This window comes from Streptomyces sp. NPDC048411 (assembly GCF_040704695.1).
Taxonomy (GTDB): domain Bacteria; phylum Actinomycetota; class Actinomycetes; order Streptomycetales; family Streptomycetaceae; genus Streptomyces.
Window position 1 is genome coordinate 1 of record NZ_JBEZKL010000035.1, and the last position, 21,714, is coordinate 21,714.

The 21,714-nt window shown below is 69.7% G+C and carries 24 protein-coding genes; 10 read left to right on the top strand and 14 right to left on the bottom strand.

Annotated features, from left to right (window positions below; genetic code table 11):
* Nucleotides 1-158 precede the first annotated feature (158 nt).
* A complete protein-coding gene (locus AB0915_RS15120; protein WP_366691511.1) occupies nucleotides 159-467 on the top strand; it encodes a thioredoxin family protein in 309 nt (102 codons plus the stop codon).
* A gap of 119 nt (nucleotides 468-586) precedes the next feature.
* On the opposite strand, the gene AB0915_RS15125 is transcribed toward AB0915_RS15120, so the two are convergent.
* A complete protein-coding gene (locus AB0915_RS15125; protein ID WP_366691512.1) occupies nucleotides 587-1,423 on the bottom strand; it encodes an SDR family NAD(P)-dependent oxidoreductase in 837 nt (278 codons plus the stop codon).
* A 112-nt stretch (nucleotides 1,424-1,535) separates the two neighbouring features.
* Between AB0915_RS15125 and AB0915_RS15130 the strand changes: the two genes are divergently transcribed.
* The 4 genes from AB0915_RS15130 to lnt all read left to right on the top strand — a co-directional run bounded on the left by AB0915_RS15130 (nucleotide 1,536) and on the right by lnt (nucleotide 5,162).
* Nucleotides 1,536-1,730 carry a hypothetical protein gene (locus AB0915_RS15130; protein ID WP_366691513.1) on the top strand — a complete coding sequence of 65 codons (195 nt, stop codon included), beginning with the start codon at nucleotides 1,536-1,538 and terminating at the stop codon, nucleotides 1,728-1,730.
* 231 nt (nucleotides 1,731-1,961) lie between these two features.
* The gene (locus AB0915_RS15135) at nucleotides 1,962-2,825 is read left to right on the top strand and encodes a universal stress protein (RefSeq protein WP_366691514.1); all 864 of its coding nucleotides are present in this window, start codon (nucleotides 1,962-1,964) and stop codon (nucleotides 2,823-2,825) included.
* A gap of 102 nt (nucleotides 2,826-2,927) precedes the next feature.
* Nucleotides 2,928-3,428: a nuclear transport factor 2 family protein gene (locus AB0915_RS15140; RefSeq protein WP_366691515.1), complete on the top strand. Its 501-nt coding sequence runs from the start codon at nucleotides 2,928-2,930 to the stop codon at nucleotides 3,426-3,428.
* Between the two features lie 108 nt (nucleotides 3,429-3,536).
* Entirely contained in the window at nucleotides 3,537-5,162 is a 1,626-nt protein-coding gene (gene lnt / locus AB0915_RS15145) for an apolipoprotein N-acyltransferase (protein ID WP_366691516.1), read from the top strand.
* On the opposite strand, the gene AB0915_RS15150 is transcribed toward lnt, so the two are convergent.
* The 3 genes from AB0915_RS15150 to AB0915_RS15160 form a co-directional block, all read right to left on the bottom strand.
* Nucleotides 5,157-5,504, bottom strand: a complete 348-nt coding sequence (locus AB0915_RS15150; protein WP_366691517.1) for a hypothetical protein — start codon at nucleotides 5,502-5,504, stop codon at nucleotides 5,157-5,159. The genes lnt and AB0915_RS15150 overlap by 6 nt on opposite strands.
* 92 nt (nucleotides 5,505-5,596) lie before the next feature.
* Entirely contained in the window at nucleotides 5,597-6,496 is a 900-nt protein-coding gene (locus tag AB0915_RS15155; protein ID WP_366691518.1) for a Gfo/Idh/MocA family oxidoreductase, read from the bottom strand.
* 16 nt (nucleotides 6,497-6,512) lie between these two features.
* Nucleotides 6,513-7,724: an FAD-dependent monooxygenase gene (locus AB0915_RS15160; RefSeq protein ID WP_366691519.1), complete on the bottom strand. Its 1,212-nt coding sequence runs from the start codon at nucleotides 7,722-7,724 to the stop codon at nucleotides 6,513-6,515.
* A 76-nt stretch (nucleotides 7,725-7,800) separates the two neighbouring features.
* Here AB0915_RS15160 and AB0915_RS15165 point away from each other — a divergent pair, with 76 nt between their 5' ends.
* The 3 genes from AB0915_RS15165 to AB0915_RS15175 all read left to right on the top strand — a co-directional run bounded on the left by AB0915_RS15165 (nucleotide 7,801) and on the right by AB0915_RS15175 (nucleotide 9,587).
* The gene (locus tag AB0915_RS15165; RefSeq protein WP_366691520.1) at nucleotides 7,801-8,457 is read left to right on the top strand and encodes a TetR family transcriptional regulator; all 657 of its coding nucleotides are present in this window, start codon (nucleotides 7,801-7,803) and stop codon (nucleotides 8,455-8,457) included.
* A 40-nt stretch (nucleotides 8,458-8,497) separates the two neighbouring features.
* Entirely contained in the window at nucleotides 8,498-9,010 is a 513-nt protein-coding gene (locus AB0915_RS15170) for a DinB family protein (protein ID WP_366691521.1), read from the top strand.
* 130 nt (nucleotides 9,011-9,140) lie between these two features.
* A complete protein-coding gene (locus AB0915_RS15175; RefSeq protein ID WP_366691522.1) occupies nucleotides 9,141-9,587 on the top strand; it encodes a hypothetical protein in 447 nt (148 codons plus the stop codon).
* Between the two features lie 100 nt (nucleotides 9,588-9,687).
* On the opposite strand, the gene AB0915_RS15180 is transcribed toward AB0915_RS15175, so the two are convergent.
* The 10 genes from AB0915_RS15180 to AB0915_RS15225 all read right to left on the bottom strand — a co-directional run bounded on the left by AB0915_RS15180 (nucleotide 9,688) and on the right by AB0915_RS15225 (nucleotide 19,870).
* Nucleotides 9,688-10,173: a hypothetical protein gene (locus AB0915_RS15180; RefSeq protein ID WP_366691523.1), complete on the bottom strand. Its 486-nt coding sequence runs from the start codon at nucleotides 10,171-10,173 to the stop codon at nucleotides 9,688-9,690.
* Nucleotides 10,174-10,387: 214 nt separating this feature from the next.
* Nucleotides 10,388-11,071, bottom strand: a complete 684-nt coding sequence (gene ung, locus AB0915_RS15185) for a uracil-DNA glycosylase (protein ID WP_366691524.1) — start codon at nucleotides 11,069-11,071, stop codon at nucleotides 10,388-10,390.
* Nucleotides 11,072-11,148: 77 nt separating this feature from the next.
* Nucleotides 11,149-12,729: an ABC transporter substrate-binding protein gene (locus AB0915_RS15190; RefSeq protein WP_366691525.1), complete on the bottom strand. Its 1,581-nt coding sequence runs from the start codon at nucleotides 12,727-12,729 to the stop codon at nucleotides 11,149-11,151.
* A 118-nt stretch (nucleotides 12,730-12,847) separates the two neighbouring features.
* A complete protein-coding gene (locus AB0915_RS15195) occupies nucleotides 12,848-13,603 on the bottom strand; it encodes an SDR family oxidoreductase (protein WP_366691526.1) in 756 nt (251 codons plus the stop codon).
* A gap of 20 nt (nucleotides 13,604-13,623) precedes the next feature.
* Complete coding sequence (fabG, locus tag AB0915_RS15200; protein ID WP_366691527.1) at nucleotides 13,624-14,385, bottom strand: 3-oxoacyl-ACP reductase FabG; 762 nt, start codon at nucleotides 14,383-14,385, stop codon at nucleotides 13,624-13,626.
* Nucleotides 14,386-14,586: 201 nt separating this feature from the next.
* Complete coding sequence (locus AB0915_RS15205; RefSeq protein WP_366691528.1) at nucleotides 14,587-14,970, bottom strand: DUF3037 domain-containing protein; 384 nt, start codon at nucleotides 14,968-14,970, stop codon at nucleotides 14,587-14,589.
* Entirely contained in the window at nucleotides 14,967-15,866 is a 900-nt protein-coding gene (locus AB0915_RS15210; RefSeq protein ID WP_366691529.1) for a HipA family kinase, read from the bottom strand. Before AB0915_RS15210 ends, AB0915_RS15205 begins: the two co-directional genes overlap by 4 nt.
* Before the next feature lie 343 nt (nucleotides 15,867-16,209).
* Nucleotides 16,210-16,857: a hypothetical protein gene (locus AB0915_RS15215; RefSeq protein WP_366691530.1), complete on the bottom strand. Its 648-nt coding sequence runs from the start codon at nucleotides 16,855-16,857 to the stop codon at nucleotides 16,210-16,212.
* Between the two features lie 888 nt (nucleotides 16,858-17,745).
* On the bottom strand, nucleotides 17,746-18,282 hold the full coding sequence (locus AB0915_RS15220) for a hypothetical protein (RefSeq protein WP_366691531.1): 537 nt from the start codon (nucleotides 18,280-18,282) through the stop codon (nucleotides 17,746-17,748).
* A 70-nt stretch (nucleotides 18,283-18,352) separates the two neighbouring features.
* Nucleotides 18,353-19,870: an alkaline phosphatase gene (locus AB0915_RS15225; RefSeq protein ID WP_366691532.1), complete on the bottom strand. Its 1,518-nt coding sequence runs from the start codon at nucleotides 19,868-19,870 to the stop codon at nucleotides 18,353-18,355.
* Nucleotides 19,871-19,928: 58 nt separating this feature from the next.
* On the opposite strand from AB0915_RS15225, the gene AB0915_RS15230 reads away from it, so the two are divergent.
* Together AB0915_RS15230 and AB0915_RS15235 are read left to right on the top strand one after the other, a co-directional pair.
* Nucleotides 19,929-20,147 carry a hypothetical protein gene (locus tag AB0915_RS15230; protein ID WP_366691533.1) on the top strand — a complete coding sequence of 73 codons (219 nt, stop codon included), beginning with the start codon at nucleotides 19,929-19,931 and terminating at the stop codon, nucleotides 20,145-20,147.
* Nucleotides 20,148-20,711: 564 nt separating this feature from the next.
* A complete protein-coding gene (locus AB0915_RS15235) occupies nucleotides 20,712-21,455 on the top strand; it encodes an IPT/TIG domain-containing protein (RefSeq protein WP_366691534.1) in 744 nt (247 codons plus the stop codon).
* Nucleotides 21,456-21,714 lie beyond the last annotated feature (259 nt).

Consider the following 21,714-nt stretch of genomic DNA (forward strand, 5'->3'; position numbering starts at 1 on the left):
TCGTTCCTCCATCACTGTTTTTCTGTTGTAGTCGGTCTCCGCATATGTGACAGCGTGTGCTGGTGTGTGTCGTGGGTGGGAAACCCCAGCTCAGCGACTCGCTCAGGTCCTCAGCGGTGCGTGCTGAACACCCCGGGAGCCTGGAGCATCATAAAGAGGTGAACATCGAACTGCTGTACTTCGGCGGCTGCCCGAACTGGCACCTCGCCCAGGAGCACCTCGCCCAGGCTCTGACGATCACCGGGAACCCCGGGCACCACGTCAGCCTGCTCGCCGTGGAAACCGACGACCAGGCCCAGGCCCTACGTTTTCCCGGATCGCCGACCATCCGCGTCAACGGCCACGATCCCTTCCCGGCCGCAGCTGAAACATACGGGCTGACCTGCCGCGTCTACACCACGCCCGAGGGGCTCGCCGGCGCACCTGCAGTCGACGAACTCGTCCGGGCACTCAACGGCGAACCCTAAGATCGTCGCAACACACGCCCTGTGTTGCGACGATCCCTGGAATCCACCCGGCGGGAACGGGCGGCGGCCCCGCCATGGGCCGCTGCCTGGACATCAGCGAGGTCGATGGAACCCAGGGTTCAGTGTTCCTGGGCCGTCGGGCGCACCATGATCTCGTTGACCGCCGCGTGCCGGGGCTGAGTGACCATGAAGGCGATGGCCCGGGCGATGTCCTCGGCGTCCAGCCATGTGCTCTGCGGCAGATCACGCGCGGCCGCGAACCCGGCTCCGGTCGACATCTCCGTCGTGGTCATCCCCGGCTCGACGAGGCCCACCCGGACTCCGCGCCCCGTGACCTCCTGGCGCAGGGCCTCGCTGAACGCTCCGACCGCGTGTTTCGTCGCCGAATAGACGCTGTTGTTCTTACGGGCCAACCGGCCCGCGACGGAGCTGACGTTCACCAGGTCGGCGACCCGGCGCGGGCCGTCAGCGGCCGCGCGCAGCAGGTGCGGCAGCGCTGCCTGCGACATGTGCAGGACGGCCTTGAGATTGAGGTCGACCATGCGGTCCCATTCCTCGGGGTCGCCTTCCTCCACGGCGCCGATCGCCACGTATCCGGCGTTGTTCACCAGCACGTCCAGCCGTGTGAACCGGTCCGCGGCGTCCTCGACGGCGCGACGGGCCTGTGCCGCCTCGCGGAGGTCGGCGGTGAGGGCGACGCACGTGCCGCCCCGGTCCCGGATCGCGGTGGCCAGGTCCTCCAGCCGGTCGGCTCGACGGGCGACCAGCGCGAGGGCCGCGCCCTGCCGGGCCAGTGCCAGGGCGGTGGCCGCCCCGATGCCGCTGGAGGCGCCGGTCACCAGCGCCGCGCAACCGGACAGCGCTGCGTCGGCCGGTTCGGCCGACCCGGTGGCCGCCGCTGCGCCGGCCGGAGCCACGGCCCCGGCATTTCGGACGTTCGCATCCCTTGTACTCATGATCGCCTTTCGCGGTTCGCCCCGGCCCGTTGCCTTGTCCGCAGCTTGCATCAGGTGCTCCGAGTCCGCCTCCTCACCGCCCGGCTGCCTGCACCGTCTTCGTCAGTACGCAATGACCGCCACCAGCGCCCCGCCCACAGCGGCCGCACAACACCCCACGGCGGCGCGGACGACGGTACGACGGGTGCGGGCGCTCCACGAGGTTCCGGCCAGCACTCCGGCCGGCAGGGACAGCACCAGGATCGGGCCGCGCGTCGTACCCGTGCCCGCCCCGGCCGCCGTGGAGCACGCCCGGCCTGCGACCTGAGCCGCCGCGCGATCTCGCGCCGGAGCGCCGGACGGCCACCGGCCGTAGCGTACGGAACAGGTCCCGGCGGTGGTCCGGGACCGGCCTCCGCCCGGCACCGGAAAGCGGCCGGGCCTGCACCCGCCGGGCCGGCCCTCGGACGCACAGGGCAGAAAAGGGCCGAAAGGCCCTGCCGGGTGCGGCGTTCGCATACCAGCCTGGGACATGCACCGCCGGACTCTGGAGGATTCCATGACCATCACCGAGCTTCCCGTGATCGCCGCCGTCGACGGCTCCTCGCACAGTTACGAGGCCCTCGACTGGGCGGCGCGCGAAGCCGTCCGGCGAGGACTTCCGCTGACGATCGCGCATGCCCGGATCCCCACCCGGCGCACCGTCCAGGAGGCGCAGCAGCGACAGGCCGAGGAGTTGCTCACGGAGTCCGTACGGCGGGTGTCGCTGATCGCTCCGGACCTGCACCCGGCCACGGTCAGCCCGCTCGACTTCCCCGTGTCCGCGCTGACCTCGCTCGGCCAGAACGCGTCGCTGCTGGTGCTGGGCTCCCGCGGTCTGGGCGGATTCCGGTCCCTGCTGATCGGCTCAAACAGCCTTGCGACGGCTTCGATGGCCGCGTGCCCGGTCGTCGTCATCCACAGCGGTCGGGGGGACGACGACGCGGTGGACGCGGCGGAGACATTTCCAGACATCGTTGCGGGAGTGGCTGCCGACGAGAGCAGCGAAGCGGTACTGGATTTCGCGTTCGAGGCGGCAGCAGCCCGGCCCGGCGCGCGGTTGCGGATCGTGCACGGCTGGACGATGTTCTCGTCGATGCTCTCCGGCGGACCCGTCTTCGACCGGGACGCGGCGGCGGGCGCCGCCGAGCGGGCTCTCGGGGAGCTCACCGCAGGCCGGGGCGAGAAGTACCCGCAGGTCGAGCTCGTGCTGGAGCCGATCCATGGCTCCGCGTCGCGCACCCTGGTCACGGCGTCGGCGACCGCCGCGCTCACGGTGATCGGGCGGCGCAAGGGCGGCGAGGAGCTCGGGTTCGGGCTGTCCCCGGTCGCGCAGACAACGCTCACGCACGCGCTCGGGCCGGTGGCCGTGGTCCCCTGCTGAGGCACGCACCGTGCCGTGCACCGGGCATCCGGATCAGGACCGGACCGCCGCCGCGCGTGCACGGCCCTTGGCCTCGGCGGTCGACGGGCACACACTGACCGCATGACGCAGCGCGTGGCTCTCGCAACCGTGATGGACCAGTTGTCCATCGATGCAGTGATCACCGGCTATGCGGTGGCGGTGGACGACAGCGCCTGGCAGGACTACGGGGAGCTGTTCACCCCGGACGGCCGCGCCGACTACCGCAGCGCGGGCGGCATCGAGGGGACCGCCGCCGAGGTCGCGCAGTGGCTCGCGGAGACCATGCGCCTCTTCCCCGTACGACAGCATCTGATCGTCAACCGCCGGCTCGACCTCCAGGACCTGGGTGGGTATCCCGGCGACCGGGCCGAGGTGCAGGCCGACTACCTCAACCCGATGCGGCTACGGGGCGCGCCGGACGACGACGCCCCCGGGGCCGCGGACACCACCACGGCGCCGAACTTCGTCTCCGGCGGCCGGTACGCGTTCGGGCTGTTGCGCACAGAGACCGGCTGGCGGATCCGTACCGTCGCCGTCCATGAGAAGTGGCGCAGCCTCACCGGGGAGCTCGCCCCCGGCTGATCCGCGCCTCGGGCCCCGCTCCCCCTCTGGCCGCGGCCGTTCCCCTCCCCCCACACTGGGGAAGGAGGAGGGGGAGGCTGCTCACCGGGCAGGACGAGGAGGCGCGGCATGCGAATTCCGGCCGTTCGGCGTGAGCAGGGGGAGCGCCTGCTCCGGTCGCCTTGGTGGCGCGGTGGTGCTGCGCTGCTCGCGGGTGCACTGCCCGCGCTCGCCTTTCCCGCCCCGGCTCTGTGGTGGTTCGCGTACGTCGCGCTGGTGCCGTGGCTGCTGCTGATCCGGTCGGCGGGTACGGGTCGGCGGGCCGCACTCGACGGCTGGCTCGGCGGTACGGGCTACCTGATCGCGGTGCACAACTGGCTGCTGCCGAGCCTGCATGTGTTCCTCGTGATACTGGCGGCGTTCCTCGGTCTGCTCTGGGCGCCGTGGGGGCTGCTGGTCTCCCGGCTGCTGGGCGGATCGCCGTCCGTCGCAAGGGTCGCGGCGGCCCTGATCGTGGTCCCGTCCGGCTGGCTGATGATCGAACTGGCCCGCTCCTGGGATGCGCTCGGCGGTCCCTGGGGGCTGCTGGGCGCAAGCCAGTGGCAGGTGCCCGTGGCGCTCCGGGTGGCATCGGTCGGAGGGGTGTGGCTGGTGAGCCTCCTGGTGGTGGCGGTGAACATCGCGGTCACCCTGGTGTTCGTGACGTCCGCCGCCCGGACGGCCGCGGCGGCCGGCATCGTGGTGGGCGCGCTGGCAGTGGGCGCGATATGGAGGTGGGCGCCGCAGCCGGAGCCCGCGGGAGCGGCCCGGATCGCCGTCGTACAACCCGGCGTGGTCGAGGGGCCGAACAGCGTGGAGCTGCGTTTCGCACGCAGCGAGCAACTGACCCGCACGCTGGCGGGCCGACAGCTCGACCTGGTCGTCTGGGGCGAGAGCAGCGTCGGCGAGGACCTGTCGCAGCACCCTGATCTCGCAGACCGGATCACGAAGGTGTCACGCGAGGTCGGCGCGGATGTGCTGGTCAATATGGATGCGCGGCAGGCCCACGCCTCGGGCCGGACGGGGATCTTCAAGAGTGCGGTGCTGGTGGGGCCGGACGGCCCGACCGGGGACCGCTACGACAAGATGCGTCTGGTGCCGTTCGGCGAGTACATTCCGGCTCGTTCGGTGCTCGGCTGGGTGACGTCGCTGGGCAAGGCGGCGGGCGAGGACCGGCTGCGCGGGACCCGGCAGGTGCTGATGTCCGTTCCCGAGCCGCCGTCCCCGGTGTATTCCTCAGGGTCCCCGGGCGGAGCGGAGAGGCTGCGTATAGGTCCGCTGATCTGCTTCGAATCGGCGTTCCCCGACATGAGCAGGCGGCTTGCCCAGGACGGGGCCCAGGTGCTGATCGCCCAGTCGTCGACGTCCACGTTCCAGCACAACTGGGCGCCGGCCCAGCATGCCTCGCTGGGCGCCCTCCGGGCGGCGGAGACCGGCCGCCCCATGGTGCACGCCACGCTCACCGGGATCAGTACGGTGTACGACGCGCAGGGGCGTCGCATCGGCACCCCGCTCGGTACGGACACCAGCGCGGCCGCCGTGTTCGACATACCGCTGGCCACCGGCAGCACGCTCTACGTCCGGCTGGGCGACTGGCCGGCGCAGGGTGCGCTCGGGGTGCTGGCGGTGTTCTGTGCCTATGAGGGTGCACGGTCCCTCCGGCGGCGGAGCTCGGCGGAGCCGGTCGGTGCGGCCGCTCCGGCGGCACGGCTATGACGGGGCGTTGACCGAGACGATGTGCCCCTGTGCGTCGACGGTGAGGGCAACGCGCTCGACCTTGTTCGTCACGGCCAGCGCCACCCACACGGCGCCCCACAGAAAGCAGCTGAACACCATGAGCAGAGCGTGCAGCACATGATTCAGCGGCTGCCCGCGGACCATGACGACCTGCGTCTCGGCGCGCGACTCCACCCGCCAGCCGCTAGCGATCCGCTGATTGACCGCCCAGTCCAGGATCAGGGCGCGCTGCGTCGCGTCGGGTGGCCGCCCGTCCGCGGAGTAGTAGCCGGGCGGTGGCTGGAGAGCACCCCAGCCCTGTGGCTCGTCGTGGGGCTTCACCAGGTCACCTCCACGGGCTGGCGGTCCATCCCCTCAGCCTGCATCCGGCTCGTGCGGGACGCATCCGGACCCGCCCTGACCAGCGGTTTCCGCTACGCGCAGTTCAGGTCCAGCAGAATGCGCTCGCACAGTTCGTGTGTCTCCAGCGCGTCCCGGGCGCTCAGCAGCTTCCCGGCACGCACGGCGTCCAGGAAGGACAGCACGCACTGCTCGACGCCGCGCTGACGGGCCACCGGCACCCAGTCACCACGCCGCCGCAGGCTCGGCTGTCCCTTGTGGTCGATCACCTCGGCCAGGTTGACGACCTCCCGCTTGGAGTCCTGTCCGGAGACTTCGAGCCGCTCCTCCGTCGAGCCGCTGAGCCGGTTCATCGCGCCGATGGCGGTGAATCCGTCTCCGGACAACTGCAGCACGACATGGTGCATCAGGCCTTCGCGGATCCGCGCCCGCACGACGGTGTGCTCGACCGGCCCCGGCACCAGGAAGCGCAGGGTGTCGACGACATGGATGAAGTCGTCGAGCACCATGGCGCGCGGTTCCTCGGGCAGGCCCACCCGGTTCTTCTGCATGAGAATCAGCTCGCGCGGGTGCTCGATGCACTGCGCATAGCCGGGCGCGAACCGCCGGTTGAAGCCGACGGCCAAGCTGACACCGCGCTCGTCGGCAAGGTCGACCAGCCGCTCGGAATCGGCGAGTTCGTAGGCGAGCGGCTTGTCGACGTACGTGGGCACACCGGCCCGGAGCAGCCGGTCGGTGATCTCCGGGTGTACGGAGGTCGGGGCATGGACGAAGGCGGCGTCCAGGTCCTGGGCGATCAGCGAGTCGAGCTCGGAGTGGCACTGCTCCGGCGGGATCCGGTGGGCCGCGGCGACGGCGGCGAGAGTGGCGGGAGTGCGGGTCTGCAGATGCAGTTCGACCCCGGGCAGGGCGGTGAGGACCGGCAGATACGCCTTCTGCGCGATGCCGCCGAGCCCGATGCAGCCGACCTTCACTGGGGTCTCCCTCTGACTAACGCTGTGTCATATGCATGTCCTTCGCCCGGGCAGCATACGTGTGCTGCGGCGGCTGCCAGTCCGCGATGCCGTCGAAGGTACGCAGCACCAGGGCCGGCCCGAGCCGGGACACGGCGGACATCAGCGTGTCGCGCACCGCGACGGCGGGGGCGCTGGTCACCCGCATCAGACGCGCCACCCGGGCGGCCTTGCGGACGATGGCGCGCGTCCGGGGGAGCCGGTCCGCGCTGTACGCGGCGAGCGCCGTCCCGAGGTCGGCGTCGGGCGCCGCGTGGTGCGCGAGCACGATTCCGTCCTCGATGGCCTGATTGCCGCCCTGTGCGAGGCTGGGCGTCATGGCGTGGGCGCTGTCGCCGACCAGGACGGTCCGCCCCCGGTGGAACGCGGGCAGCGGGTCGATCAGATGGCGCACATCGTTGCGGAGCACCTGGTCGGGTGCGACGGCGGCGATGATCCCCGGAATCGGATCGTGCCACGCGCCGAAGCGGCGCTGCAGCTCGGCCTTCTCGTCGTCGGCGGCCCGGACTCCGGCGGGGGCGACCGCGGCTGCGTACGCGTAGATCCGGCCGTCCTTGAGCGGCTGGGTGCCCCAGAGGGCGCCGCGGCCCCAGGTCTCGTGCGGGGCGAAGGGCCTCTCGGGCGCGGGGACGACGACGCGCCAAGTGGTGAAGCCGGCGTACGACGGCCCGGGGTGATCGGGGAAGAGGTGTGTGCGTACGGCCGAGTTGATGCCGTCGGCTGCGATGACGAGGTCGGCCTCGAGGTCCGCGGTGGGCGTCCTGACCACGGCGCGGGCGCCGCCCGCGGTGCCCGGGTTCACGAGTTCCGCCGTCGTTCCGGTCCGGATCACGGATGCGGGCAGTTCGGCCACGAAGGCATCGATCAGGGTCGCACGGTGCAGCAGGACCATCGCTCCGCCGAACCGCTCGGTCGCCGCCGCGCTGTCCGTCCGGGACATCCACCGGCCGCTCGGACTGCGGATACCGCCGTCGCCCTGCCAGGCAGCCAGGGATCTGATCCTGTCGCCGAGGCCGATGACGTCCAGGGCACGCTGCGCGTTGGGGGCCAGGCCGATGCCTGCGCCGACGGGCTCCAGCGAAGCGGCCCGCTCCAGGACGGTGACCTGCCACCCCCGTCGGCAGAGGGCCACGGCGGCGGTGAGGCCGCCGATTCCGCTGCCGATGACGACCGCATGAGGCTTGTCCATGACTCCTCCTCGAAACTACACCTGTAGTAACGAGACCAAAATACTACAGCTGTAGTCACAGCGATAGGGTGATCTCATGGCCACCAGCACCACACGCACCGGCGGCGCCTCCCGGGCGGAACTGATCGCCGATGCCGCCCTGGCACTTCTCGCCGAGCGCGGGATGCGAGGGCTCACCCACAGGGCGGTCGACGAACGCGCCGGACTCCCCCAGGGCTCCACATCCAATTACGCACGCACCCGGCAGGCGCTCCTGGAGGCGACGGTGCGGCGACTGGCGGAGCGCGAGGCGCAGGTCCTGGCTCCGAGCGAACTTCCGATGCCCGCAGCCGGGGGCGGGCCGGAAGGCGAACCGGACGCCGGGACCGGGCCGCCCCACAACGTCACCGCGCTCGTCAGCAGCCTCGCCTCAGCCCTGCACCGATACCTGACCCGCCACCCCCACCTGCTCATCTGCCGCTACGAACTCGCCCTGGAGGCCACCCGGCGGCCGGAGCTCCGGAAGTTCTTCGACGCGACGGGCGGACAGTTCCGCGAACCCCTGGTGGCGCTGATGACGACAGCCGGTTCGGCCGAGCCCGAGCGGCACGCCCTCTCCCTGGTGGCCTGGTGCGAAGGGCTGATGTTCTCGTGCGCCGCAGGGTCGTACCACCGGTCCGTACCGACCGAGGAAGAGCTGCGTACCGGCTTCGCCGAACTCCTGCGCGGCATGCTGGCACCGCTCGGCGAATAACATCTGGCCAGGTCTTGATCGCCGGGAAACAATGACCGGCATGACCACAGGGGTACGTTCCGAACCCGCCATCACCGCCGCCGAACGCCCGATGCTCGAGGGCTGGCTCGACTATCACCGCGACACGCTCGCGCTGAAATGTGCGGGGCTCAGCGACGCCCAGCTGCGGGAGGCGTCCGTACCGCCGTCGCGGCTCAGCCTGCTCGGGCTCGTACGGCACATGGCGGAGGTGGAGCGTCACTGGTTCCGCAACGTCATGGCCGGCGAGGAAGCGAAGTCGCTGTACTACACCGACGAGGACGAGGACGGCGACTTCCATCCCACCGAGGCGGACACCTGGGAGGAGGCCGGGACCACCTGGCGGGCGCAGATCGACGCGGCCCGCGAGATCGCCGCGAAGCACGGGCTCGACGACCTGTCGGTCGGCCGCAGCCGCAAGGGCGAGCAGTTCAACCTGCGGTGGATCTACACCCACATGATCGAGGAGTACGCGCGGCACAACGGCCACGCCGATCTGGTCCGGGAGCGGATCGACGGCACGACCGGTGACTGAACCTCACACCACGCCGCCCGGCGGGCAGACGCCGCCGACCGGGGCGTTGCGCTGACCGGGGTCACTCGTGAGGGCCAATCATCACCGGCCGGGTCGCGCAGCGCCCTGCCCGCACAGCAGAGTTGCCCAGGTGCAGCGAACCAGTATCACCGTGAAGCTCCTGGTCGGCGTGGCAGTCACTGCCGTCACCGGCTGTGTGTCCGTGGAGCCCCGGCCGGGCATTGCGCCCCGGCCCGAGACCAGCAGGCCTGTCCAGGACCTGGCGCCCCAGATCGTGGGGCCGCCGGTCCGGGACACCCTGGAGGCGATCCCCGACCCGAAGCCGTCGCCGAAGGCGTCCGGCCGACCGGCGAAGGCGCGCTCGGACACCCAACACACCGCGCCTCGCGCCCCACAGCGGCGGGAGCACGTCGGCGTGCCCCGGCCTCGCCATGCCCCGCCCACAGCCGCGCGGGTGCCGAATCCGCCCGCCGTCCCCGCCACCGGAACAAGTGTCTGCGCGCTCGGCCGGGCCTACGGAGGCTGGTCCGCGGGCAGCCCCGAAGCCCGGATCTGTGAGGACACCTACGGCCACTGAACGCCCCGTCGGCCGCGGATCCCGCCGGGATCCGGCCGACTCGGATCGTTGCGGCCCGTCCGTTGCCGGCGGGCCGCGACGATCCGCGGCAGACCTCGGCTCACAGCTCCCGAAGCCGCCGCTCCAGCCGCCCGATCGCCGCGCGCACCCCTCCCCCGTACCCGTCGTCCACCCCGTCGTCCGCGAGAACCTCGGACGCCTTCCGGGCCCGGTCCAGATGGACCCGGGCCGCGTCGGGGCGCTGAAGCTTCACATAGTCCGCCGCAAGGTTGAGGTGGAGCGAGGGGTAGAAGGCCCGCACCGCGAGCGAATCCCCATGTTCCGCGACGCGCCCGTCAAAGAGCCCCTCGGCAGCGGTCAACGCCCTTAGATCCCAAGCCAGTTCGTCGCCGGGATCGTCCTGGGTGTCAGCCATGTAGTGCGCGAGGGTACAGCGGTGCAGGGCGTCGCCGTCCTCACCGATCTCCGCCCAGAGCGCCCCGAAGCGGTTACGGGCCTCTTCCCTGTCGCCGCCGTGGAGCAGCATGATCGCCTGGCCGATCCTGGTCATGACGGCATCCGTCGACGCCTCCTGCTGCTCCGTCACCGCGGTCTCCCTCGCATGTGTCCAGCTGTTACCGGTTCACCCCGGTCGACGTCGACCGGGCCCGGTGGAGCCCGTTCGATTCCGGTCACGGCGACGCTAGCGGCTGGCACCGGCAATCCCGCTCAGGCTCGGGCTAGGACCTTTCTACCGGGTCGGGCGCGGCCGGCCACGACCTGACAGAGACCCCCGGGCCCGTGGGACGGCTCCGGGCGGATCAGCCCAGGTCGGGGATGCGCCAGTCGATGGCCTGGTGTCCCTGTGCCGCGACCGCCTCGTTGATCTGCGTGAACGGACGGGAGCCGAAGAACTTCTTCGCGGACAGCGGTGACGGATGTGCGCCCTTCACCACCGCATGGCGCTCCTCGTCGATCAGCGGGAGCTTCTTCTGGGCATAGTTGCCCCAGAGCACGAAGACCGCCGGATCGGGCCGCGTGGCCACCGCGCGGATCACCGCGTCCGTGAACTTCTCCCAGCCCTTGCCCTTGTGCGAGTTGGCCTCGCCGGCGCGGACCGTCAGCACGGCGTTGAGCAGCAGGACGCCCTGCTCGGCCCACGGCATCAGATACCCGTTGTCCGGGATAGGCAGGCCGAGCTCCTCATTCATCTCCTTGTAGATGTTCCGCAAGGAAGGCGGTGTCCTCACGCCGGGCCGCACGGAAAAGCACAGCCCGTGCCCCTGCCCCTCGCCGTGGTACGGGTCCTGGCCGAGGACCAGGACCTTCACCTTGTCGTACGGGGTCGCTTCCAGGGCCGCGAAGACCTGCTCGCGGGGCGGGTAGACCGGTCCCTTCGCCCGCTCCTCCTCGACGAACTCGGTGAGCTCCTTGAAGTACGGCTTCTGCAGCTCTTCGCCGAGGACGCCGCGCCAGGACTCGGGCAGCAGGTCGGTGTCGGTCACTTCAACAACCTCCGGTACGCAATCGGTTCTCGACCACAGAACCTACCGGGAGCCACTGACAACCGGCCGGGCGAGCCCTACCAGCTGGTCTTGCGGTACAGCTCCCACATCTGCATGACCGTCTGCGGGTCCAGGGCGCGCTCGCCGCCACCGATGTCCTCGCCCGCCTCGACATAGAGCTTGCCCTGCCACAGGGGCAGCAGCCGGACGTCGTCGACCAGGATGTTCTGAGCCTGCTCGAACTCTTTGCTGACCGCGCCCCGGTCGCTCTCCTGGCGGGTCTGCGGCAGCAGGTGCCGGGTGATCTCGGTCTTGTCGTACGGCATCCCGGTGACACTCTCCTTGCCCACGAAGGGGGCGATGAAGTTGTCCGGGTCCGGGAAGTCCGGGTTCCAGCCGCGGCCGAAGACCGGGTACTGACCCTTGGTGAAGCCCTCCTGGAACTTCTTCCACGGCAGGCCCTTCAGCGTGATCTTGAACAGACCCGATGCCTCCAGCTGACGCTTCAGTTCACCGAACTCGGTTTCCGTCGACGAGCCGTACCGGTCGGTGGTGTACCAGAACGTCATCGCGACGGGCTCCGTGATCCCCGCCTTGACCAGGATCTGCTTGGCCTTCTTCTTGCTCGGGTTGCCGAAGCTGTCGAAGAAGCTGGTGGTGTGGCCGGCGATACCCTTGGGGATCATGGAGTACAGCGGTTCGGCGGTGCCCTGGTAGACCTTGGCGACGAGCGCGTCCCGGTCGACGAGCTGTGCGACGGCCCGGCGGACGGCCGGGTTCCCGGCAGCCGGGTCCTCGGGGTTGAAGACCAGGAAGCGGATGTCGGCGCCGACGGTCTCGATCAGCTGCAGCTTGCTGTTCTCGTCCTTGTTGTCCTCGAGGTTCACCACCTCCTCCGCGGTGAGGCCGCGGTAGGTGGCGTCGATCTCGTTCTTCTTCAGCGCGTCGACCATGGGGGCGGACCCCTTGAAGTACCGGATGGTCACGGCGTTGTTCTTGCGGTTGGCGAAGCCCTTGTAGCCCTGGTTCTTCACCAGCTCGGCCTTGCCCCCCGGCACGTAACTCTTCAGGAGGTAGGGGCCCGACCCGGTGACCTTGCCGTCCTCGCGGATCTTGTCCTTCGGGTAGTCGCTGGGCGCCACGAGGGACATCGCGGGGGTGGCCAGAATGAAGGGGAACGTGGCGTCCGGCCTGTTCAGATGGAAGATGACGGTGCCGTCGCCCTTGGTCTCGACCCGGTCGAGCGAGCCGAGCAGGCCGTGGGGGCCGCCCTTGACCTTGATGGTCCTGATCCGGTCGATGGAGTACTTCACAGCCTCGGCGTCGAGCTTGTCCCCGTTGGAGAACTTCAAGCCCTTCTTGAGCGTGCAGCGGTAGGCCGTGCTGGTCCGGTCCGTGAACACACAGGAGTCCGCGGCGTCGGGCTCGGGGCTCGTACTGCCGGTGGGGAAGCTCACCAGGGTCTGGAAGACATTACGCATCAGCTCCCACGAGTTGTCCCATGCCGCCGCCGGATCGAGGGTGGAGGGCTCACTCGTGGTACCGACGACTATCTTCTGCTCCGCCTCCGAGCCGTTGTCGGAAAGCAGGCCGCAGCCGGCCAGCAAAGAAAGGGAAGCAAGGGCTGCAGCGGCCTGCAGCCTGGCCCGGTAGAACACGTGCACGCTCCTCGATCAGCCATGGATCGGCAGACCATACCGCAGCGCCCCGCCGGGTCAATCCGCAGGTCCGACGGGGCACTTGAGTCAATCAGGGCCAAACCGGAGCAGGCTGTGCTCAGCTCACGCCCGCATTCAGGAAGATGCCTCCGTCGACCACCAGCGTCTGTCCGGTGATCCAGTCGGACTGGCTCGACGTGAGGAACGCAGCGGCTCCGCCGATGTCCTCCGGGACACCGAGCCGGCCGAGCGGATAAGCGGCTGCCGCCTCCGCCTCGCGCCCCTCGTAGAGCGCCGCGGCGAACTTGGTCCTGACCACGGCCGGAGCGATCGAGTTGACCCGGACTGCCGGGGCGAACTCGTGCGCCAGCTGCAGGGTCAGATTGACCATGGCCGCCTTGCTCATGCCGTATGCGCCGACGAAGGGCGAGGCGGAGATACCGGCGATCGAGGCGATGTTGACGATCGCCCCGCCGTTCTCCTTCTGCCAGGCCTTCCAGGTCTGCTGGGCGAAGCCGAGCGCCGAGATCACATTGGTCTCGTAGACCTTGCGCGCGACACCCAGGTCGAGCTCGGCGATCGGGCCGAACACCGGGTTCGTACCGGCGTTGTTGACCAGGAAGTCCACGCGGCCGAACACCTCCATGGTGCGCTCGACCGCCGCCGCCTGATGCGCCTCGTCGTGCGCCTTGCCCACGACGGCGATGACCCGGTCGGAGCCCAGCCTCTCGACGGCCTCCTTGAGGGCGTCCTCGCCGCGCCCGGTGATGCACACCCGGTCGCCGCGGGCGACGAGCGCCTCCGCGATTCCGTAACCGATCCCCCGGCTCGCGCCCGTGATGAGCGCGACCTTCCCGCTGTCCTGCACAGTCATGATGTCCGCTGCCCTTCGGGTCAGTTGAGCGGTCCGCCGGCGACGTACATGACCTGGCCGGAGACGAAGCCCGCGTCGTCGCCGGTGAAGAAGGCGATGGCGTTGGCGACGTCCTCCGGGCGGCCGACGCGCTGCACGGGGATCTGGGTGGCGGCGGCGGCCTGGAACTCCTCGAAGCCCATGCCGACCCGGGCCGCGGTCTGCGCGGTCATCTCGGTGACGATGAAGCCGGGGGCGACGGCGTTGGCGGTGATGCCGAACTTGCCGAGCTCCTTGGCGAGGGTCTTGGTGAAGCCCTGCAGACCGGCCTTGACGGCGGAGTAGTTCGCCTGACCGCGGTTGCCGAGCGCCGAGGACGAGGACAGCGAGACAATACGGCCGAACGTGGCGTCCACCATGTGCTTCTGGACGGCCTTGGCCATCAGGAACGCGCCCTTGAGGTGCACGTTCATCACGGTGTCCCAGTCGGACTCGCTCATCTTGAAGAGCAGGTTGTCGCGGAGCACGCCCGCGTTGTTGACGAGGATCGTCGGCGCGCCGAGCTCGGTGGCGACCCGCGCCACGGCGGCCTCCACCTGGGCGCTGTCCGACACGTCGCAGCCGACGGCGAGGGCGGTGCCCCCAGCGGCGGTGATCTTCTCGACGGTGTCCTTGCAGGCCGCCTCGTCGAGGTCGAGTACGGCGACGGCGCGGCCCTCGGCCGCCAGGCGTACCGCGGTGGCGGCGCCAATGCCTCGCGCCGCTCCCGTCACGATGGCGACACGCTGCTCGGTGGTGGACATGCTTGGTTCTCCTCGCCCTTGGATCGCGGCTCAGCAAACGTCAGGAAGTTCCCAACAACTGAGCAACCGCTTAGTACCTTCAGCAGACGAGACGCTAGAAGCCCCGGCACTCGGTGTCAACGGCCCACCGGCGCAGCAGTGCATGTCACACCGTCGGCGCCGCGACCTCAGGGTCCGCGCGCGGCGCCGACGGTGGCCGGATCAGCGCACCAGCAGGTCGAGCAGCCGCTCGACCTCGGCCTCCGGATCGGCGGTGAGGCCGCTGTGCACGGCGCTCGGCTGGACCACCGTGGAGCGCGGAGCGATCAGCCAGCGAAAGCGCCGCCCGGCGTCGTCACCGGCGGCCTGGCCGGCCGCGTCGCCGCCGCCGCAGACGCCCTCGACGGCCCGCAGCGCCGCCCGGACCCCGACCACGTCGGCGTTCGGGTCGAGCGCCCTCAGCTTGCTCTCGTCGAGATGGGTGCGGGCCGCCACAAAGGACTTGGCGCGGCAGTACACCAGCACGCCCGCGTTGATGCACTCACCGCGCTCGACCCGGGGCACGACACGCAGCAGCGCGTACTCGAAGACATCACGCTTGCTCACTGACTGTCGTCCTTGCTGCTCTGCGCCTCGTCGGCCCGATCGGCCGCCGCCTTCTCGGCACGGTCCTTCTTCGTGGGATGCGGCCACGGAGTGAGATGCTCGGTCAGCCACCCCGGCGCCCGGGACGGCGTCGTCTTCGTGGGCGTGTCCATCGAGATCCGCTCGTGGATGGTGGCGGCGCGCGCCAGCAGCGGCTCCACGTAGGCGCGGCGCAGCGCGTCCGTCGTGTCGAAACCGGGCTCGTCGACCAGCCACTCGTCGGGCACCTCGGCGGTCACCTCGGTCAGCAGCTGCTCGGTGACGAGCGGGGCGAGCTCGGCGGCCGCGGCGGCGATGTCCGGGCCGAAGGGCGCGAGCACATGGTCGGAGGCGTTGTACGGCTTGGCCGCGGAGGCCTGCGCACCCGGCCAGTTGTGGTGCCAGATCATCGTGGCACCGTGATCGATGAGCCAGGCGTCCCCGTGCCAGACCAGCATGTTGGGGTTCCGCCACGACCGGTCGACATTGTTGATCAACGCATCGAACCACACGATCTTCCCGGCCTCTGCCGGGTCCACCTGGTAGGCGAGCGGGTCGAACCCGATCGAACCGGGCAGATAGTCCATTCCGAGATTCAGCCCGCCGCTCGCCTTGAGCAGCTCCTGCACCTCTTGGTCCGGCTCCGCGAGCCCGATGACCGGGTCGAGCTGGATGGTGACGAGCTCCGGGACCCGCAGTCCCAGCCGCCGGCCGAGTTCCCCACAGATGACCTCCGCGACGAGGGTCTTCCGGCCCTGCCCCGCGCCGGTGAACTTCATGACATACGTACCGAGATCGTCGGCTTCAACGATGCCCGGGAGCGAGCCGCCCTCACGCAGCGGCGTGACGTAGCGCGTCGCGGTGACCTCTGTAAGCATTTCCCCAGGCTATACGGCCTGGCCCCCTGGAAATCCACGGGCCAGGTGGGCGTCGCACAACCTGAGGTATCGCGTCCGATCAGTCCTGGGGAGAATCTGGGGAGTGTGGACCGGCCTGCCGGTCCGCCTGACTCCCGAGCAGTCCGTCAAGCGTGGCCCGCCCCTTTGTCCCGGCTTCCGGCATGAAGTGAGCATAGTAACCGAGCGTGACTGCCGGCGCGGACCGTGATCTGGTCGACCCCGCACGGCGCCACGGCCTTGGTGGGGCGCAAGGCCGTGGAGCGGGAGTAACTGGTGCTGACCGCGCGCAAGCGGGGCTGAGGCGCGGTTCCGTCGGTCCGGGTCAGAGCCCGAGCTTGCCCTTGATGTCGGCGACCTGGGGTCCGGTGTCCTCGGCGGGAAGCTTCCAGCCGTGCGGTGCCTGCGTACCGTCCGTGTAGACGAGCTTGCCGCCCTTCGCCTGCTCGGGCGTGAGGTCGAAGACCCGGGCGCGGGTGGCGGTGCCCCCCGGCTCGATGGCACCGGATGGGAGGTACCCGTCCAAAGTGACCTTCCCGGCGTTGCCGTTGCCCGCGGCGACGGGCGTACCGTCCGGGCCGATCCACTGCCAGCCGCCGCCCGGCGCGGGCTCCTCGTCGGCGGGGTTCGCGCTCATTGATTTCTCGCTCAGCGCGACGACCGCGAACACACCGTTCTGCGGTGACACCCCGGCGCCCTGTTCGGCGTAGACGACGGTCGTCGGGGTGATCTCCAGGATTCCGACGGTCTTGGCTCCGACGGTTCGGGACGGCTCACCCAAACCGACCGCGGCGGGACCCGTGTCGTCACCGGCGGGCGCGCCGGTGGCGCTCTGCGTGGGCGACGGCTGTGAGTGGGTGGGTGACGCGGACTGCTTGGCGTCGCCGCCGCTGTCCCCGGGGCCGGGGTCACAGGCGGTCAGGGCCAGACAGGCGGTGGCGACGAGACTGAGGGCGAGCGGAATTCTGCGCATGATGACCCCCCAAGGATTCGGTACGCAGGGGGACCGTAGCGCCCACAGACGGCGCACAGGAGACCGGTCACAGACTTGGGACCCAAGGGATACCACCGTGACAGATCAGCCGCTTTCCCACGCGTCAGCAGTGTTCCCATACACCACACCGACCACACAGGCCACACGCGACGGATGCGCAGCGCGTGTCAGAGCGCGAGGAAGTCGAGAAGCGCCCGGTTGCCCCCCTTCGGGTAGGTCCAGGCGGTGTTGTGCGGGCCGCTCTGGACGGTGACGAAGGTGAGGTCCTTGATCAGCTCGGGCAGCCGGACCGGAAGATTTCAAGTCCAGTGAGACGCTGATGACGCTATGAGGTTTGTGGTGCGGGCTCTCGGCGCTCGGCCGGGTCGTTGGTCCAGGCCGTCTGGGGTATCTCGGGTGATCGGGAGCGGCGGCCGAAGCGTTCGGGGTGGCGGGCGTATGCCTCGGCGAGGGTGACGGACCGCTGGTCATCAGGATCCTTTCCTTGCCGCCGACCCGGACTGCCCTGCCGACGGGCCTGCCGGCACCGACGGGGGCCGACACCTTGACCGAAACGGGAGGCGTCGTGCCGCGCCCGGCGATGTTCACCGCCGAGACCCGGTACCGGTAGGTCGACCCCAGTGCGACGGTGCCGTCCACGAACGTGACCGTTCCGGTGTTCTTGCGGGCCGGGGCCGTGCCGACCTGACTGAACGTCACGCCGTTGTCCGTGGACCGCTCGACGACGAACCCGGACTCGTTGGGCCCAGTGACGCGATGTGTGGTTGCGCAACCGTACAGATGGTGCGGAAGGCGTCGTACAGGCGGCACTGGTTGGGCGGGACCGTCGCGCGCCGCGGTGTTCCGTCAGCTACCGCCTTGGGACGGCTACTCGTTGACCAGTACGGGGACGGAGATCACCGCGGTGGCCGGAGTGCCGGTGAGTTTCTTCGCGGGCACGGTGAAGTCGATGCCGTCCCCGGCCGCGCGCGGGCCGTCATGATGGTCGTCGCCGTGCGCGTCCTCTCCTTCTTCCTGGTACTGGAAACTGCCCGTGCCCAGCAGGTGGCCGTCGGCGTCGTAGTAAGCGGCACGTAGTTCCAGGGCGAGGACGTCACTGACATCAGAGGTGATGGCCACATGGCCGGTGACTGTCGGCTTCTTCGTGAGGGCGAGACGGGTGACGCGTACCCGGTCGGTGAACGGTCCCTCCTCGACACGGACTTCGCCCCGCTTTGGCAGTGAGGTGAGTGTGAGAGCCGGGGCAGGGGCGGAACGCGGGGCGGGCAGGGCGGCCGGAGTGAGCGTCGGCGATGGCTTCGCCTCGGCGCGGTCGGCGTCCGCGGCAGTGCTGCAGCCGGTGAGGGCCGCCAGCATGACGGCGCCCAGTGTGGCGAACGCCTGAGAGCGGGTGAGGTGTCTCATCGTCGTACTCCAGATGCATCCGGGCCGGGGCCGGGAGGGGGAAACCCTCCCGGCCCCGACCTCAAAGAGGTCAGTCGTGCTGGGGCGCGGTGCCGAACAGCGAGCGGTACAGCTTTCCGTACAGCTCGGTGTTGTTCTGGCTGGCGGCGAAGGCGCTGCCGTTCGGACCGTAGGCGTAGATGGGCACGTCGGCGCCGGTGTGGTTGCCGGACAGGTAGGTCAGCCAGAGGCTGGCGTCTACGCTGCCGTCCTTCACATCCTTCGGGTCGTCGGGCGTACGGAACGTGGCGGGCGCGAAGTTCTTCGCGTCGCCGGAGCCTGCGCCGTTGACGATGCCGCTGGAGCGGGCCGCATCCTTGGCGCCGGAGGACGAGCGGGACGGGGTGCTGTTGTTGGCCGGGTTGCCCGCGTCGGTGTTGGCCGGGGGCGCGACGGCCTCGGCGTTGGTGTAGGTGCCCTTCTCGATGATGTTGAAGCCGGCGCACTCGTGGTCGGCCGTGACGACGACCAGGGTGTGGCCGTCCTTCTTCGCGAAGTCGTACGCCGCCTTGACCGCGTCGTCGAACGCCTTGACCTCGGCGAGCGTCTGGGCGGCGTCGTTGGCGTGCGAGCGCTTGTCGATCTGGGCGCCCTCGACCTGGAGCAGGAAGCCCTTCTTCGAGCGGCCGTTCAGCAGCGAAAGGGACTTCTTGGTCATGTCCGCCAGTGTCGGCTCCTGCTTCTGCGGGGCGTCCGCGGGCAGGGAGGCCTTCGCCTGCTCGACGGTCAGGTTGCCCCGGTTGAACAGGCCGATGACCTTCTTGCCCTGGGCCATGTCCAGGTCGGTCTTGGTGGCGACCTTCTGGCTGGCGGCGGTCTGCGCCGGCAGCGACGGGTCGCCGAAGCTGCCGAGCACCTGATAGCCCTGCGCCTGCAGCGCCTTCTGGTCGTCCGGCTCGAAGCGGGCGAGGCCGCCGCCGAGAATCACGTCCGCCGTGCCGTTGCGGGCGATCTGCTCGGCGATCGGCGTGATCAGCGTCTTGTCCGTGGGCGCCGGCTCATACGTGCCGTCGGCCTTCTTCGGCAGGCAGGCGGCGTCGGAGTAGACCGGGCCCTGGCAGCCGCGCAGCAGCGCGTGGCTGAACTGGGCCGCCGGAGTGGCGTCGGTGATCTCGGCGGTGGAGACGTTTCCCGTGGCGAAGCCGGCCGACTTGGCCTCCTCCATCAGCGTCGACACCTTCTTCTCGTACGTGTCGACGCCGATCGCCGCGTTGTACGTCTTGACGCCGGACGACCACGCGGTGGCCGAGCTGGCCGAGTCGGTGACCAGCGCGGGCTGCTCGCTGCCCTTCTCGACGGCGTAGGTGGCGACCGCGCCCGTGTACGGCAGGCGCTCCATGTTGAGTTTGCCGGCCGCCCCGTAGTAGCGGTCGCGGCCGGCCGTGACGTGCGTGCGGCCCATTCCGTCACCGAGCAGGTAGATGACGTTGCGTATCTCCTTCCCTTGACCGTCGTGCTGGGGAGCGGAGTTGGCGGTGATCGCCGTACCGGCGGCCACGGCGCCGGTCAGGGCCAGGACCGTCAGCGTCTTCACAGGTCTACGTCGCATGCTCGGGAGATTCCCCTCGAAAATGTGTGACTCGGGCCGCCGACGTTAGGAGCGGGACATGAACACGCCACCTCCCCTGAGTGTCGCCGAGTCGAACACCGCTGCCCCGTACCGGCTCCTCACGCGGCGTGCCAGGAGTCCAGCCGCGGTTTCTGCAGACAGCTATCCTGCCGAGGACGAAGTGCTGATCCATGTCACACGCCGGCACTGGACCGACATCGTCACCGAGTTCCTGGTCCTGGCGGTCATCTGGATCGTGGCGGGCGCGCTCCTGTGAGTCATTCCGTCGGACGAGGGCTGGGGACGCACCGCGGACTCATGGTGCACCAGACGCGGAGCGGCCACTGGCGTCGAACAGCAGGGATCTCGGCACCTGACAGGGGCGGCCGAACGGATACCGGACAGTGATCCCGGGAAGTGAATTTCCCGTGCCGCCAGTCATATATAGCTATAAACGGCTATTCGTGAATGCGCTATGAGTGTGCCGGGTTTCACTCCTGAGCACTCAATCGAATGACTGACTTCCGACCTTGAGGCCTTGTGTTCCGATTCACCCTGGTGGGTTAATTCTCGTAACCTAATCGGCGAGCCGTACGGATGCTCAAGTTTTGCGATAAAGCGCTCCCGATCCTGCGGCAGCAAACACTTGCAGGATCCCTCCCCACCTTGGTGACTCGGACTGTGCTCCGGCGGCCCTACACCGCCAATCGAACATCAGCACAGGGCCATTGCAAAGCACTTGGCCCGGGGGGGAGCGCCTCATCGCATGGTGCGTACGGCGAACCGAACGCCTCACTCACTGCTCGGAAATGTACCCCATTTCGAGCGAAGGAGGAATGTCATGCCCATCAGTCCGAACCAGGGATCCAGCGGCGGCGGCACTCTCGTCACCATCACCGGCACAAATCTCTCCGGTACCACCGCGGTGCTTTTCGGCACCCGGTCCGCGACCGCCGTCACCAATGTCTCGCCCACCCAGGTCACTGCCGTCTCTCCGTCCGGCAACGGGGCGGTCGGCGTCACTGTGACCACTGTGGGGGGGACGAGCAACCCGATCCCCTTCTTCTACGTGGGGGCGCCCTTCAAGCAGTCCATCAGTCCGAACTCCGGGTCGACCGCGGGGGGTGAGACCGTCACCCTCACGGGAACCGGCCTCTCCACTGCCAGCAGCGTCTCCTTCGGCGCCAACACAGCCGTACCAACGGTGGTGTCCGACAGTCGTATCACTGTGGTCGCACCCGCCGGCGCCGCGGGCGCGGTCGGTGTCAGCGTCACAACGGCGGGCGGCACCAACAACGGCCTGTCGTACGCGTACGTCGCAGAGCCGACCGTGACGGCGGTGGCTCCGGCCTCCGGTCCGACGTCGGGAGGCACAGCGGTGACCATCACCGGAACCAGCCTTGCGACCACCACCGAGGTCACCTTCGGAGGCACACCGGCGCCCTTCACGGTGGTTTCCGACACGACGGTGTCCGCCGTCACCCCGCCCGGAACCGCAGGCCTCGTCGACGTCGTCGTGAGCAACGGCGCGGGCAGCGCGACCGCCACCGGCGCGTTCACGTACGTCACCGGTCCCGGCATCTGACCGCGCCCTCACGACGCGATCACGTTCAGGGACCCGCCCTAGCGGGAGCGGGCGAGGTAGCTCCGCAGGATGCCACCTTCGCTCCTCCAAGGGCCCCCGGCCCGGAACCCCTTCTGGGCCGGGGGCCGCGACCCGTTACTCCGCTCCACCGGCCCGTACCGGGCCACTTGACACACTCGGGCGACACAGTGGAAAACAGCGACCACCCGGTAACGGCCGTACGACCGAGCGCCATCGCCGGGCGACGGGACCACGGTGA

Coding starts and splice junctions, on each gene's coding strand:
- AB0915_RS15125 (WP_366691512.1), bottom strand. CDS start 1,423: ATGAGTACAAGGGATGCGAACGTCCGAAATGCCGGGGCCGTGGCTCCG.
- AB0915_RS15130 (WP_366691513.1), top strand. CDS start 1,536: ATGACCGCCACCAGCGCCCCGCCCACAGCGGCCGCACAACACCCCACG.
- AB0915_RS15135 (WP_366691514.1), top strand. CDS start 1,962: ATGACCATCACCGAGCTTCCCGTGATCGCCGCCGTCGACGGCTCCTCG.
- AB0915_RS15140 (WP_366691515.1), top strand. CDS start 2,928: ATGACGCAGCGCGTGGCTCTCGCAACCGTGATGGACCAGTTGTCCATC.
- lnt (WP_366691516.1), top strand. CDS start 3,537: ATGCGAATTCCGGCCGTTCGGCGTGAGCAGGGGGAGCGCCTGCTCCGG.
- AB0915_RS15160 (WP_366691519.1), bottom strand. CDS start 7,724: ATGGACAAGCCTCATGCGGTCGTCATCGGCAGCGGAATCGGCGGCCTC.
- AB0915_RS15165 (WP_366691520.1), top strand. CDS start 7,801: ATGGCCACCAGCACCACACGCACCGGCGGCGCCTCCCGGGCGGAACTG.
- AB0915_RS15170 (WP_366691521.1), top strand. CDS start 8,498: ATGACCACAGGGGTACGTTCCGAACCCGCCATCACCGCCGCCGAACGC.
- AB0915_RS15195 (WP_366691526.1), bottom strand. CDS start 13,603: ATGACTGTGCAGGACAGCGGGAAGGTCGCGCTCATCACGGGCGCGAGC.
- fabG (WP_366691527.1), bottom strand. CDS start 14,385: ATGTCCACCACCGAGCAGCGTGTCGCCATCGTGACGGGAGCGGCGCGA.
- AB0915_RS15210 (WP_366691529.1), bottom strand. CDS start 15,866: ATGCTTACAGAGGTCACCGCGACGCGCTACGTCACGCCGCTGCGTGAG.
- AB0915_RS15215 (WP_366691530.1), bottom strand. CDS start 16,857: ATGCGCAGAATTCCGCTCGCCCTCAGTCTCGTCGCCACCGCCTGTCTG.
- AB0915_RS15220 (WP_366691531.1), bottom strand. CDS start 18,282: ATGAGACACCTCACCCGCTCTCAGGCGTTCGCCACACTGGGCGCCGTC.
- AB0915_RS15225 (WP_366691532.1), bottom strand. CDS start 19,870: ATGCGACGTAGACCTGTGAAGACGCTGACGGTCCTGGCCCTGACCGGC.
- AB0915_RS15230 (WP_366691533.1), top strand. CDS start 19,929: ATGAACACGCCACCTCCCCTGAGTGTCGCCGAGTCGAACACCGCTGCC.
- AB0915_RS15235 (WP_366691534.1), top strand. CDS start 20,712: ATGCCCATCAGTCCGAACCAGGGATCCAGCGGCGGCGGCACTCTCGTC.